Origin of the sequence: Zoogloea dura, from assembly GCF_012927165.1 — a bacterium.
Taxonomy (GTDB): domain Bacteria; phylum Pseudomonadota; class Gammaproteobacteria; order Burkholderiales; family Rhodocyclaceae; genus Zoogloea; species Zoogloea dura.
The window spans coordinates 227,667-240,939 of record NZ_JABBGA010000003.1; the positions used below are offsets into that span (position 1 = coordinate 227,667).

Here is a 13,273-nt window from a genome sequence, read left to right on the forward strand (position 1 = left end):
TCAGGCAGCCCGGCGGCCAAGCTCGTCGTTCATGACCCGGGCGATGGAGAACAGACCCAGCGCACTCGCCGAGGCATTGGCAGCGATGGCGGTGTTCTCGACCACCAGGCGCGCCACTTTGCCACTCTGCTGGATCAGGAGCATCGTATTGCGGCACTGCGCCTCGACCGTTACACCTGTGGCCAGCATGACCGCCCCGCTGCGCCCCACATCCGCCTCGAGATCGCCGAACAGCGCCACGGTCTGTCTGAGCAGCTCATCGGACGGCCCCGGCCGGGCCTGACCGGCGTTCAGCACCAGGCTGTCCAGGGCATCCTTCATCCGGGACAAGGTCCGGGCCGTGCGGGCGACCTGCTCCCGGGCCTCGGCCAGACGATCATGGACACCCGGGATCCCGATCTCCAGATCATCCGCGGTGGCCCTCATCTGCTCGGCCTGGATGCTCTGGCCATCAGCAAGCTCCGAGAGCTTGCGCGATACCAGCAGCAGGTCGGCCGCCGCTGCCGCGACCTGCGTCCCGTGCTCGCGCAGGTCGACCAGCCTGCCCTGGAAACCCTCGGCCATCTCCGCAACCGCATCGCGGATCCGGTAAGCGAAAACCAGCAGTGGAACCGCGGCGAGCAGGCTCAGCAGGACCATGGCTGCCGAACCAAGGCGCGCGCTGTGGCGGGATGCATCCACGGCATCCGCGGCAAGCTGGAAGCTGTAGTCGTGATGCCGGCGAAGGGCCTCGGAAACCTGGCCAAGAGGAAGCTGGGTTTCTGCCAGGGCAGCCCGGACATCCTGCGCTTGAGCTGACACGGCCAGGATCTCGTACTGACGGGCATCGAATGCCTGCACCGCGTCGCGGACCTGCTGGAGCAGCGCCTTCTCCCTCGGGTCAACGACGAAATCCGACTCGTAGTGGGCCAGGTCCCGGTCCAGCCCCTGACGGAAGAACATCAGCTTCCGCGCCTGCTCCATGCGGTCGGCCTCATCCGGAGCCAGCATGTAACGGAGGATCGTCGCCCGGATGGAGGCGAACTTGACCGCCACCCCGTTGATGGTCTCGAGACTCGGAATGACATTCCCGGTCAGGGTCGTCACCTGCGCATTCATATGGAAAGCCAGGATCAGCGACGATACGAGCAGTGCGAGCAGCAGTGAAACCGAGGCGACGACAAGAAGAAGGATCCGTCTTCCAATACGTATGGATTCACTCATGGGTCCAGTTTCCGTGATGCACACTACCGTGGAAAATCAAAGGGCGCCGGAGCTGTGGTCAGGTGGCGTGGTCTCCCAGCCCCCGAAATTCGGCGTGGGCGCATTCTAGGGCGGTGTATATGCCATCAGCAGAGTGGAAATACCCATCGATCCAGGGTGGTTCCCACCTTCAGAAGACAAACTCATCGCGCGAAGATGGCCGGGTCGAAACGCAACGCGCACACTCCCATGCCCCGACACTCCGCTACGCCGCCCCCGGTCACCGCCGGCCGCCCCCCGCGCCACTCGCACCTGAATGTGCTGACGGGATATAACCGTCAGAGGCTGCTCAGGCTCATCGACTCGATGCTGGCCACCGAGCATCCTCCGGCCCGCAGCACCCTGTCGGAAATGATGAGCGAGTTCTTCGAGCACGCGATCGTCCATTTCGAAGCCGAAAGTACCTGGCTCACCGAGATCGGCTACCCGGACGCCGGCCACCACAGCCAGGAACACCAGTCGCTGGTGGAAACCTTCTCCGACGTCTGCTTCCTGATCATGGAATCCCACGAAGCCCCCTGGCATGCCTTCCTCGACCAGATCTGCATCCCCCTCTATCACCACCTCACCGAGGAAGACCACAAGGTCATCACCTTCCTGAAAGCACACCACACGGCCTGAAGCACCGGGCAGGGCCTCGCGCTGCTTGCCAAGATCAGCCCAATCGGTCATCTTTACGCGGCCAACGCCCAAACTGGGCGCGGCCGCGTATCCCGGCATCCTATGCCGTAAGAAATCGATGAGGGCCAATGACACAGTGCAAGCCATGACGAGTGCTGCGAGGGACTCGCGGATCATCTTCATCCCTGCAGTACTGGCCATCACCGTCCTGATGCTGGGTGGCTTGCTGGCGATCGAGGCCATCGAGTCCGAGAACCACGGCAAGGTGCATGACAACCTCAGGACCCAGGTCGAGACCATCACCCGCACCATCCGGCTGATCAACAGCGACGTCACCGAGCGCACCAGCGACATCGCCGCCGACCCCCTGTTCCAGAGGCATGTCCGTCAGCTGCTCGGGAACCCCACCGACCCGGCCCGCCTGGGCGAACTCAAAAGCTGGATCACCCCGGCCTATCGAAGCCGCGGATTCGACGGTTTTTCGCTGATCACCGTCGATCAGGGCATCATCATCGCTTCATCCAGTGAGAACTACGAAGGCAAGCCGGTCGCCCGCCAGGCCACCCGTGACCTGCTCCTGCGCAACCCCTCCGCAGGGAGCCAGCTGAGCGCCCCCTTTCCGGCCCCCCAGTCGTTCCGCAAGAACAACACCACGCTCTCCAGCGGCTCGGCCATCCAGCTGGGCTGCACCCCGGTGCGCGACAGCGGCGAGGTGCTGGCCTTCCTGTGCCTGCGCATCGACCCCTATTCAAAGCTCTACCGCATCCTCGAAGCCAGCCGCAACGGCGAGACCGGCGAAGCCTACATCGTTGGCGAAAGAGGCCTGCTCCTCTCACCCAGCCGCTTCGAAAGCAGCTTCGAAGGCGGTCCGAAACCCCTCCCGGGATGGAGCCTGTTCCGGCTCTATGCACGCATCCCGCCCCCCAACTGGATCAAGTCGGGCGGCCTCTCTCCTGCAACGATCGAGCACCCCCCTACGCGGGCGCTCGAGAACATCGAAAAGCATGGAGACAGCGTGTGGGTCGAGGAGGACTACCCTGGCTACCGCGGACGCAAGGTCATCGGCGCCGGCTTGTGGCTGCCCGAAAACCGGATGGGCATCGTGGTGGAGCAGGACATGGACGAAGCCTTCCGCTCATCGCGGATCGTGCGCCGGATCATCATTGCCCTGTTGGCGGGCAGTGCCCTGCTGATCGGCATCCTGTCCATCGTCGAATGGCGCTCGCGCCGGTCCGTCAGCCGCAGCGAGAAGCAGTTCGCGGCTTTCGCCGAGAACCTTCCCGCCGGCCTCTCGATGCGCTCCCGGGAAGGGCGCTACATGATCGCCAACCCGCTCTTCTATGCGATGTTCGACCTCCACGAGGGCCCCCTGACCGGCAGGCTCGACGCCGAGATCTTTCCCGCCGAACTGGCCCGCCGCCACGAAGCCGAGCTGGAGGAAGTCCTGCGCAGTGGACGCGCCTGCTCATCCACCAGCACCCGCCGCAATGGCAACCGTGAAGAAGCGGTGTTCACCTCCGTCCGCTTCCCGATCCGGGACGACCCGATGGGCCAGATCATCGCCGTGGGCACCATTGACACCGATGTCACCCAGTTGGTGAAGACCCAGAAGAACCTCGAGGCCCTGACCCGCCAGCTGGAACAGCGGGTCGACGACCGGACCCGCGAACTGCTCGCCGCGCGGGACCAGGCCGAGCAGGCCGCCACCGCCAAGGCCGACTTCCTGGCCAACATGAGCCACGAGATCCGCACCCCGCTGAACGCCATCATCGGCATGACCCACCTGGCCGAACACCTGGAGACCACGCCCAAGGTCGGCCACTACCTGAGCCGCATCCAGTCGTCGAGCCGCCACCTTCTGGGGCTGGTGAACAACATCCTCGACCTGTCCAAGATCGAGGCCGGCAAGCTCAAGGTCGAACACAGCGAATTCAGCCTCGATCTCCTGATGGACCACGTCAGCAGCATGGTCGGCAACACCGCCGAGGCCAAGGGCCTTGAGCTGCTCATCGATATCGAACCCGACATGCCCGACCAACTGGTCGGCGATGCCCTGCGGATAGGCCAGATCCTCATCAATTTCGCCAGCAATGCTGTCAAGTTCACCGAACGCGGCACCGTCTGCCTGCGGGTCAGGGCTGGCGAACGCCATGGCAGGCAGTTGCGCACCCGCTTCGAGGTCGAGGATGATGGCATCGGCATTGCCGCCGACGACATCGCCAGGCTGTTCGCCCCCTTCCAGCAGCTGGAGGACCCGCTCTCCAAGCGCTTCGAGGGCACCGGACTGGGTCTGGCGATCAGCCACAACCTGGCGCAGCTGATGGGCGGGCAGGTCGGCGTGGCGAGCAGCAAGGGGCTCGGCAGCACCTTCTCCTTCGAGCTCGACCTGGGGATCGGCGAACCTGCGGCGGCCCCCGACGAAGCGCCACGGCGCATCCTGGTGGTGGACGACCACCCGGAAGCCCGTCACATCCTCGCCCGTATCCTGCGGGGACTGGCAGCCGAAGTCACCGAAGCTGCCGGCGGCCAGGCAGCCATCCCCCTGGTCAGCGCGGCCGCCGCCCGGGGCCAGCCCTTTGACGCGATCTTCATCGACCTGCGCATGCCAGGCATGTCCGGCACCGAAACCGCCGCCGCGCTCGACGCCCTGACCCCGCCCGCATTCCGCGTCCCCCGCGTACTGCTCTTCACCGGCGGGCTGGACGCCACCTACGGCACTGAAGGTGCCGCCTTCGACGCGATCATGCGCAAGCCCGCCACATCCTCGACGGTCCGCGAAACACTCCATGGCCTGAGTCATCCCCGCGAACGCATCACCGCCAACCACGCCGGAGAGCGCTTCAGCGTGCTCCGGGGCCGGCACCTGCTGGTGGTCGAGGACAATCCGGTAAACCAGGAGGTCATCAAGGATCTCCTGGAAGCCGTCGGCGCCATCGCGAGCCTCGCCTCCAGCGGCGAAAAGGCCATCGAACTATTGACCCAACAGCCCTTCGATGCGGTGTTGATGGACATCCACATGCCCGGCAAGAACGGCTTGCAGACCACCGCCGAAATCCGCCAGATCCCCGCGCTGGCGGGCCTGCCGATCATCGCGCTGACCGCCAGCGCCCTCGAAGGCAACCGGGAATACTGCCTGTCCATGGGAATGAACGGCTACGTCTCCAAGCCCATCGATCCGAACGCCCTCTTCGCCACTCTTGCAGGCCACCTCACCGATCTGTCGCTGCCGTTGCCAGGCGCCCCGCACCCCGGACCGTCCCCCGCCATGCCGCCTCCGCCCGCATCCTGCCAGGCCCTCCGGTCGATTCCCGGCCTGGACCTCGACGCCGGCCTCGCCAACACCATGGGGCGGGAAGACATCTACCTCCGCCTGATCGCCAAGGTCCTTGCCGAACGCAGTGATATCGACGACCGGATCGCGGCGGCGCTGGCCGCCGGAAACCACGAGGCGGTGATCCATATCGCCCACGGCATGCGCGCCGTCCTGGGCACCCTGGGCGCCCGGCAACTGGAATCCCTGGCCATCGAAATCGAGGAGCAGGCCGTGCCCGGGCCGGCCATGGACGAACTCCTGGCCAGCTTCCGGACAGGTTACGCGAGCCTGCTGCTCGCCCTGCAGGGCGCCACGGCCACCGATCCACCGCCAGACAAGCCCATCCCGGCGGGGCCAGGCTGAGTCGAAAACAGCACTTTCGTGCAACTTGTCCATGCAAGCCGCGCCCGCACAGGCCATGATGCAAGAAGAAGCCCCCGCGACACGGCAGCATGAGTGCCGCGTGGAGCAGGCTGGACAGAGCACCCACCGCAACAGAGACACCCACATGAGCTTCGACACACCCATCATCTACATCATCGACGACGACGAGATCTCCCTGTGGATGCTCAAGGAGTTCGTGCAGGGGATCGGGGCGGATGTCCGCACCTACAGTTCCGCCATCGCCTTCCTCAAGTCCTACCGGCCCGGCCCTCACGAGTGCCTGATCTGCGACCTTCGCATGCCTGAGCTGGGCGGCCTTGATGTCCAGCGCCAGTTACTCGAAAAGGGCGACGCCCTGCCCATCCTCTTCGTCTCGGCCTACCCCGAGGTGCACGCCGCCGTGCAGGCCATCAAGCGGGGCGCCGTCGACTTCCTGCAGAAACCGGTGAACGGCAGCGTGCTGCTGCAGAAGGCGCAAAGCGCCCTGGCCTACAGCCGCGAGCTGCACTCGGCACGCCTCGCCCGCATCACCCGGGAGGCACGCCTCTCGCTACTCACGCCCAAGGAAAGGCAGATCGCCGAAATGGTGGTGGACGGCAAGTCCAGCCCACGGATCGCCGAGGAGCTGCAGATCAGCGTCCGCACCGTCGAGAATCACCGTGCCCGCCTGATGGACAAACTTCACGCGGGCACAGTGGTGGAGCTGGTGAAGCTGTTTCTCTGATTCCGGCCGCGTGGTTAAATCCGGCGCATGACGTCGCCCCCCACCGGTTCCACCGCCACCGCCCCCACCTCCCGCGAAGCCATCTGGTCCGACTACGCCGTGCTGGTGGTCGATGACGAAGCCGGAGTACGCAACTTCCTCGAACGTGCCCTGCGCGGCCGCGGCTGCCGGGTGGACGTGGCCGGATCCTCCGAAGAAGGCGCCGAGCGGCTGCGTGAGCACCACTTCGACGCCATCGTGCTCGACATCGCCCTGCCGGGCCGCTCCGGCATGGAATGGCTGCGCAGCCTGCGCAACCAGGGTTTCGCCGGCGATGTGATCCTGATCACCGCCTTTGCCGACATCGAGACCGCCATTGACGCCCTGCGCGCCGGCGCCTCCGATTTCGTGCTCAAGCCCTTCCGGGTCGACCAGATCATCAATTCCCTGCGCCGCTGCTTCGAAAGAGCCCGGCTGGACCGCGAGAACTTTGTCCTGCAGCGCCAGGTGGCCGGCCTGGGCGGCGAAGTCGATGGCCTGATCGGCCACTCGGCGCCGATGCGCGCCCTCTGCGACCTGATCCGGCGGGTCGCACCAACCCCCTCCACCGTGCTGATCCTGGGTGAATCGGGAGTGGGCAAGGAAGTCACCGCCCGGGCCCTGCACCAGATGAGCCCGCGCGCCGAGCGCTCCTTTGTTGCCCTCAACTGCGCCGCCGTCTCGCCCGAACTCATCGAGAGCGAGCTCTTCGGACACGTCCGGGGCGCCTTCACCGGCGCCCGCGACGCCCGCCGTGGCCTGTTCCACTACGCCAACGGCGGCACCCTGTTCCTCGACGAGATCGGCGAGTTGCCCCTGGCCATGCAGACCAAGCTGCTGCGCGCCCTGGAAGCACGCCGGATCCGCCCGGTCGGCAGCGAGACCGAGGTGCCCGTGGATGTCCGCATCGTCGCCGCCACCAACCGCGACCTGCGTGCCGAGGTTGCCGCCGGGCGCTTCCGCCAGGATCTCTTCTACCGCATCGAGGTGGTCACCCTGGTGATCCCGCCCCTGCGCGAACGCCAGGAAGACGTCGCCGAACTGATCACGCACTTCAACGCCCAGCTGGCCACCCACCTCGGCCTGCCCCCGCTCGAGATCACCCAGCTGGACCTCGCCCGCCTGGCCGCCTACGCCTGGCCGGGCAACGTGCGCGAACTGCGCAACCTGATCGAGCGCTCGCTGATCCTCGGCAGCCTGCCCCGCCACGACCAGGCCCAGGGCATGGCCGACCCGCTGCCCCTCAGCCTGGCGGAAGTCGAGAAGCGCCACATCCTGGCCGTCCTGGAGCAATGCGGTGGCAACAAGACACGCGCGGCGACCCTGCTCGGCGTATCGCGCAAGACCCTCGACCGCAAGGCCGTGGAGTGGAGCCTGGCTTGAGCCGGCCGGCACCACGATGATCGCCCGCCTCCTCGCCCGCCTCGGGCATTCCGTGCGAGCCAAGCTGCTCGCCATGGTGCTCGCCCCGCTGCTGCTGGGCGTCCCCATCCTGCTCACCCTGGTGTGGGTGTCAGGCAACGAGGGCTACCAGCGACTGGTCAGCTACAAGGTCGGCTCCGACCTGGTCACCGCCCACGAGTACTTCGCCCGCATGCGCCAGAACGTGGCTGTGGACATCGCCGCCCTGGCTGACAGCCAGCGCCTCGCCCGGGCCCTGGCCGAGACATCGCGGGACAGCCTGCCGGCCTACCTCGAGGCCGCCCGCCGCCAGGCCCGGCTCGATTTTCTCTACCTGCTCGACCCCCAGGGCAGGCTGCAGATGCTCAGCCTGCCGCCGGACAGCCCTCATGCCGACCGGACCCACTGGCCGGTGGTCAGGGCCGCCCTCACCGGCGAAGCGTCCGAAGGCATCGATGTGTTCGATGCGGCGCAGCTGGAAGCCATCGATCCCGCCCTGCGCCAGCGCGCCCGCCTGCCTCTGGTGAGCACGCCCAATGCCGTTCCCGACCCGCGCCGGGAGGAAACCCGCGGCCTGCTCATCCATGCAGCCCTGCCGGTGCGCGACGACAGCGGCCGCCTGATCGCCGTGCTGGAAGGCGGGGTACTGCTCAATGGCAACAGCGAGATGGTGGATCGCATCAACGCCATCATCTACCGGGACGGCACCCTGCCACTGGGCAGCCGCGGCACCGCCACCCTGTTCCTCAACGACACCCGCATCGCCACCAACGTGCGCCTGTTCGAAGGCGAACGGGCCCTCGGCACCCGCGTCTCGGCGGCCGTGCGCAACCACGTGCTGGAGGAGGGGAAGGTCTGGCTGGGCACAGCCTTCGTGGTCAATGACGACTACGTGTCCGGCTACGAACCCGTCCAGGACAGCTTTGGCGAGCGGGTCGGGATGCTCTACGTGGGCTTTCTCGAAGCCCCCTTCAAGGCGGCCATGCACAACGCCCTGTACATCCTGTTCGGGGTCTTCCTGGCGGTCAGCCTGCTCGGCAGCGTGTTGTCCCTGCGCTGGGCCCGCAGCATCTTCAAGCCGCTGGAAAAGGTGGGCGCCACCATCAGGCGGATCCGCGAGGGTGAGACCGAGGCGCGGGTCGGCCCGGTGGCCAGCCGTGACGAGATCGGCCAGCTGGCAGCCGCCTTCGACGGACTGCTCGGCAACCTGGCCGACCGGCGCGCAGAGCTGCAGCGCTGGGGTGACGAGCTCGACCGCAAGGTGGCGGAGCGCACCCTCGAGCTGCAGCACGCCCTCGCCACCCTGGAGCAGGCCCGCCGCCATCTCGCCATGACCGAGAAGCTGGCCGCCATCGGCGAGCTGACCGCCGGCGTCGCCCACGAGATCAACAACCCGGTGGCGGTGATCCAGGGCAACCTCGACGTAATGAAGGAGATCCTGGGGCCAGCGGCCGATCCGGTGCGGGAGGAAATGCGCCTGATCCATGAGCAGACCCACCGGATCTGGCTGATCGTCACCAAGCTGCTGCAGTTTGCGCGGCCTGGCGAATTCGCCGGCTACGCCGAAGCCATCGATCCCAACACGGTGATCGCCGACTGCCTGGTGCTGACCCGCCACAACCTCGACCGCCGCAACATCAACGTCAGCGTGACGCCCGAAGCCACCCGGCGGGTCGAGGTCAATCCCAGCGAGCTCCAGCAGGTGCTGATCAACCTCATCGTCAACGCCATCCAAGCCATGCCCGGCGGCGGCTCACTGCGCATCCACAGCACCGACTGGCAGATCGACGGCGAAACCGTCGGCGCGGTGATCGAAGTGTGCGACACCGGCGAAGGCATTGCCGAGGAAGACCTGTCGCGGATCTTCGACCCCTTCTTCACCACCAAGAAAGGCTCAGGCACCGGGCTCGGGCTGTCCATCAGTTATGCCATCATCGAACGCTACGGCGGCCACATCGCCGTCAGCAGCCGCGCTGGCGAAGGCGCCTGCTTCAGCGTGAGCCTGCGCAGCGAGGCCGTCTATAGCGCCGCGCCGAGTGCCCCCGGCTTCACCGCCCTGCGGATCGAGCCGGGTCGCGGCGCACAATGAAAGATGCCCCCACGCTCCCCGCTGGCGCGGCTCGCTGCCCCCCAAGGGGGCGCCTTTCATCTTGGGGCGGCCCGGCGATGAAACAGGCCTGATCAGCCCGCCATGCGCTGGCGCAACCAGGCGCTGGCCCCATCCACCGCGATGGCCATCGCCAGCATGGCCAGGATCACCGTGCTGGCCTCCGCCTCGTGGAACAGGGACAGGCTGTAATAAAGCAGCGCACCCAGCCCGCCGGCCCCGACGAAGCCGAGGATCGCCGCCATCCGGATGTTCATCTCCCAGCGATACAGGGCATAGGCCAGCCACTGCGGCGCCACCAGGGGCAGCACCGCGTAGAGAAAGGCCGCCAGGGGGCCGGCCCCCAGCCCCGTCACGGCCTGTGCCGGAGCACGCGGGGTGTTCTCCAGGGCCTCGGCGAAGAGCCGGCCGAGCACCCCGGTGGTGTGCAGGGCCAGGGCCAGGGTTCCGGCAAAGGGGCCAAGCCCGGCCGCCAGCACCATCAAGGTCGCCCATACCAGTTCCGGCACCGAGCGCAGCAGGTTGAGCACGAAGCGCGCCGCCTGGCGGGCCAGCGGCCCCTGCCGGCCCGCCGCGGGCAGCGCCAGGGTAACGCCGCCCAGCACCGCCAGCAAGGTGCTGAGCAGGGAGATCGCCAGGGTTTCCAGGGCTGCCCAGCCCACCTTGGCGAGAAAGGCCGGATCCGTCTCGGGAGGGATGAAGCGCCCCACGAAGGCCACCGCCTCGCGCGCCGCGGAGCCGGTGAACAAGGCCCCCAGCGGCATCTCCAGGAAGGCGAAGCTGCCGGCCGCCGCCGCCGCCAGCAGCACCAGGCCAAACACGCCGGCGGGGCTGATGCCGGCCCTCATGCCAACCTCCGGCGCAGGAACTCCGACAGGCCGTCGGCCGCCAGCACGAGGAGCAGGAAAGTCAGCAGGATGCTTGCCGCCTCGCCGCCATTGAGCATTTTCATGGACTGGTCCATCAACTGCCCGAGGCCGCCCGCGCCGACAAAACCCATCACAACCGAGGCGCGCACCGCACATTCCCAGCGATACACCGTGTAGGACACCAGCTCGCCGCCGGCATGCGGCAGGAGACCATAGAACAGGGCCGCCACCCGCCCGCTGCCGGCCTCCAGCAGGCCCCGGGCCGTGCGGCCATCGGTGGACTCGAGGATCTCCCCATACACCTTGCCGAGCATGCCGCCATAGGTGATGCCCAGGGCCAGCACACCGGCGCTCGCCCCCAGGCCGAAGACCCGCACGAACAGCAGGGCCCAGACCAGCTCGGGAACGCCGCGCAGCACCGCCAGCAGCGCCCGCACCAGGGCCCGCACCAGGGTTCCGATCCAGGCCCGGCGGCCGGGGCCGATGCGCGAGACGGACAGGCCCCGCGTCATCGCCAGGCCCAGGGGCACCGCCAACAGCAGCGACAGGGCGATACCGGCCGTCGCCATGGCCAACGTCTCGACCATGGCCTTGCCGAGCAAGGCCATGAAATCGTGGGACGTCTCCATCGGCAGGAAGCCGCGGATGAAGTGGCCCATGGCCCGCAGATTGCCCTCATCCAACAAGCGTACAGGCTCGAAATCGGCCAGCCGCAGCAGCGGCCACAGCAGCACCAGGGCGGCCAGGGTCCATCCCAGGCGGGGCAAGGCGGCGGGATCGCGGGGCACGGCGCTCATGCGCAGCGCAGGGGAGGCGGCGCCGCGGCGGCGGGCTGGCCGGCGTCCGGCAGCACGGCCAGGCCGGCCATCGGCACACTGCCCTCGGCGGCATAGAGCTCACGCAGCTGGGCCTCCCGCACCTGGCCGGCGGGCAAGTCGAACAGGACCTGCCCCTCCTTGACACCGATGACCCGGGGGAAATGGCGCAACGCCAGATCCACCGCATGCAGGCTGGCCACCAGGGTCACGCCGCGGCGGCTGGCTTCTTCGTTGAGCAGCGCGACGGTCAGCTCCGACAGGGCCGGGTCCATGGCCGACACCGGCTCATCGGCCAGGAACAGATCCGGCTGCTGGTACAGCACGCGGGCCAGGGCGACGCGCTGCAGCTGGCCGCCGGAGAGGCGGTCGCAACGTTCGTAGAGACGCTCGCCCAGGTCCAGGCGGGCCAGCTGGTGGCGGGCTCCTTCCGGGTCGAGGGGATACAGCAGCGAGGCCAGGGATTTCCACAGCGGCCACTGGCCCAGCCGGCCGGCCAGCACCGCCGTCACCACGCGCTGGCGCGGCGGGATGGGCGGCGCCTGATGCACCAGGCCGATACGCGCCCGCAGGCGGCGCAAGGTGGCCGGTGAGGCGTCCCAGGGATCGGTGCCGAGCAGCGAGAGCCGCCCCGTGTCCGGACGCAGGGCCGCCGCCAAGACCCGCAGCAGGGTGGTCTTGCCGGCACCCGAGGCGCCCACCAGCGCCACCCGCTCACCGCAGGCCACGCGCAGGTCCACGTCACGCAGCGCGCGAAAACCGTTGGCGTGGGTCAGCCCGACGCCCTTCAGGGAAAAACCCATGATGATCCTTGTCTTTGCCGGACGGCCCTACAAGCGGCCATCCGGCAGATGGCCGTGCTACTTCAGCAGGCCGGCGGCCTGGGCGGCCGTTTCGATGCCCTTGTAGTTCTCCGCCTTGGTGGGGATGAACTTGCTGGCGCGCTGCAGGGCCATGATCTCCTTGTGCGCCGGGTTGGCCGGATCGAGCTTCAGGAAAGCCTGGGTCAGCTTGGCCTGGATCTTCGGATCCAGGTCGCCACGCACCGTCCAGTTGTAATCGAAGTACGACGGGGTGGTGGCGAACACGCGCACCTTGGCCGGATCCACCTTCTTCTGTTCGACCAGCTTGTCCCACACCGAGGCGTTCAGCACCCCTGCATCGACCTTGCCCGCCTGCACAAAGGCCACGGTGGCGTCGTGGGCGCCGGAGAAGGCCACGTTCTTGAAGTCCTTGTCCGGATTGAGCCCTTCCTGGCCCAGGAAGTAGCGCGGCATCAGGTGGCCGGAGGTGGAGGAGGGCGCGCCGAAGGCGAAGGTCTTGCCCTTCAGGTCGGCAAAGCCCTTGATACCGTCGTTCGCAGTGATGAACTTCGAGGTGAACTTCGCGTCCTCGGCCCGCTGCACCAGGGGCACCGCGGTGCCGTTGGTGCGGATCTTCGCCTGCACGAAGGTGAAGCCACCCAGCCAGGCCATGTCGATCTTGCGGGTGGCCAGGGCCTCCACCACGGCCGCGTAATCGGTCACCGGCACGAAGTTGACCTTCATGCCGGTCTCGGCCTCCAGGTAGGCGCCGAGGGGGGCGAACTTGCGCTGCAGCTCGGTGGGCGCTTCGTCGGGAATGGCGGAGACCCGCAGCACATCCTCCGCCTGGGCAGCGAGGGGCAGGGCGCCGAGGCCAGCCAGGGTGGAAACAACACAGGCGCGCAGCAGCGCGCGCCGGGAGAACGGCACGGTAGTCATCGATTGCTCCTCAAAAGGCGCCGCAAGGCACCAGCCG

The 13,273-nt window shown here is 67.5% G+C and carries 10 protein-coding genes; 5 read left to right on the top strand and 5 right to left on the bottom strand.

The window, feature by feature from the left end:
- Positions 1–1,203 (bottom strand): MCP four helix bundle domain-containing protein, encoded by a 1,203-nt coding sequence (locus HHL15_RS05560; protein WP_169144839.1) that lies wholly within the window; start codon positions 1,201–1,203, stop codon positions 1–3.
- Positions 1,204–1,431: 228 nt separating this feature from the next.
- Between HHL15_RS05560 and HHL15_RS05565 the strand changes: the two genes are divergently transcribed.
- The 5 genes from HHL15_RS05565 (at position 1,432) to HHL15_RS05585 (ending at position 9,792) form a co-directional block, all read left to right on the top strand.
- A complete protein-coding gene (locus HHL15_RS05565) occupies positions 1,432–1,863 on the top strand; it encodes a hemerythrin family protein (protein ID WP_169144840.1) in 432 nt (143 codons plus the stop codon).
- A 145-nt stretch (positions 1,864–2,008) separates the two neighbouring features.
- The gene (locus HHL15_RS05570) at positions 2,009–5,539 is read left to right on the top strand and encodes a response regulator (RefSeq protein WP_169144841.1); all 3,531 of its coding nucleotides are present in this window, start codon (positions 2,009–2,011) and stop codon (positions 5,537–5,539) included.
- A gap of 145 nt (positions 5,540–5,684) precedes the next feature.
- Positions 5,685–6,284 (top strand): response regulator transcription factor, encoded by a 600-nt coding sequence (locus HHL15_RS05575; protein ID WP_169144842.1) that lies wholly within the window; start codon positions 5,685–5,687, stop codon positions 6,282–6,284.
- Between the two features lie 27 nt (positions 6,285–6,311).
- Positions 6,312–7,685, top strand: coding sequence for a sigma-54-dependent transcriptional regulator (locus HHL15_RS05580; RefSeq protein ID WP_169144843.1), 1,374 nt, complete (start codon positions 6,312–6,314; stop codon positions 7,683–7,685).
- 16 nt (positions 7,686–7,701) lie between these two features.
- The gene (locus HHL15_RS05585; protein WP_169144844.1) at positions 7,702–9,792 is read left to right on the top strand and encodes a sensor histidine kinase; all 2,091 of its coding nucleotides are present in this window, start codon (positions 7,702–7,704) and stop codon (positions 9,790–9,792) included.
- Positions 9,793–9,884: 92 nt separating this feature from the next.
- Here the strand turns inward: HHL15_RS05585 and phnE are convergent, their stop codons facing one another.
- Genes phnE through HHL15_RS05605 form a run of 4 tightly spaced genes read right to left on the bottom strand, consistent with a single transcriptional unit; the run spans position 9,885 to position 13,236 of the window.
- Positions 9,885–10,658 carry a phosphonate ABC transporter, permease protein PhnE gene (phnE, locus tag HHL15_RS05590; protein WP_169144845.1) on the bottom strand — a complete coding sequence of 258 codons (774 nt, stop codon included), beginning with the start codon at positions 10,656–10,658 and terminating at the stop codon, positions 9,885–9,887.
- Positions 10,655–11,476: a PhnE/PtxC family ABC transporter permease gene (locus tag HHL15_RS05595; RefSeq protein ID WP_169144846.1), complete on the bottom strand. Its 822-nt coding sequence runs from the start codon at positions 11,474–11,476 to the stop codon at positions 10,655–10,657. Before HHL15_RS05595 ends, phnE begins: the two co-directional genes overlap by 4 nt.
- A complete protein-coding gene (locus HHL15_RS05600) occupies positions 11,473–12,297 on the bottom strand; it encodes a phosphonate ABC transporter ATP-binding protein (RefSeq protein WP_169144847.1) in 825 nt (274 codons plus the stop codon). The genes HHL15_RS05595 and HHL15_RS05600 overlap by 4 nt, the downstream gene beginning before the upstream one ends.
- Positions 12,298–12,354: 57 nt before the next feature.
- A complete protein-coding gene (locus HHL15_RS05605; RefSeq protein ID WP_169144848.1) occupies positions 12,355–13,236 on the bottom strand; it encodes a putative selenate ABC transporter substrate-binding protein in 882 nt (293 codons plus the stop codon).
- Positions 13,237–13,273: the final 37 nt, after the last annotated feature.

Coding starts and splice junctions, on each gene's coding strand:
- HHL15_RS05570 (WP_169144841.1), top strand. CDS start 2,009: ATGACGAGTGCTGCGAGGGACTCGCGGATCATCTTCATCCCTGCAGTA.
- HHL15_RS05605 (WP_169144848.1), bottom strand. CDS start 13,236: ATGACTACCGTGCCGTTCTCCCGGCGCGCGCTGCTGCGCGCCTGTGTT.
- phnE (WP_169144845.1), bottom strand. CDS start 10,658: ATGAGGGCCGGCATCAGCCCCGCCGGCGTGTTTGGCCTGGTGCTGCTG.
- HHL15_RS05595 (WP_169144846.1), bottom strand. CDS start 11,476: ATGAGCGCCGTGCCCCGCGATCCCGCCGCCTTGCCCCGCCTGGGATGG.
- HHL15_RS05560 (WP_169144839.1), bottom strand. CDS start 1,203: ATGAGTGAATCCATACGTATTGGAAGACGGATCCTTCTTCTTGTCGTC.
- HHL15_RS05575 (WP_169144842.1), top strand. CDS start 5,685: ATGAGCTTCGACACACCCATCATCTACATCATCGACGACGACGAGATC.
- HHL15_RS05580 (WP_169144843.1), top strand. CDS start 6,312: ATGACGTCGCCCCCCACCGGTTCCACCGCCACCGCCCCCACCTCCCGC.
- HHL15_RS05565 (WP_169144840.1), top strand. CDS start 1,432: ATGCCCCGACACTCCGCTACGCCGCCCCCGGTCACCGCCGGCCGCCCC.
- HHL15_RS05600 (WP_169144847.1), bottom strand. CDS start 12,297: ATGGGTTTTTCCCTGAAGGGCGTCGGGCTGACCCACGCCAACGGTTTT.
- HHL15_RS05585 (WP_169144844.1), top strand. CDS start 7,702: ATGATCGCCCGCCTCCTCGCCCGCCTCGGGCATTCCGTGCGAGCCAAG.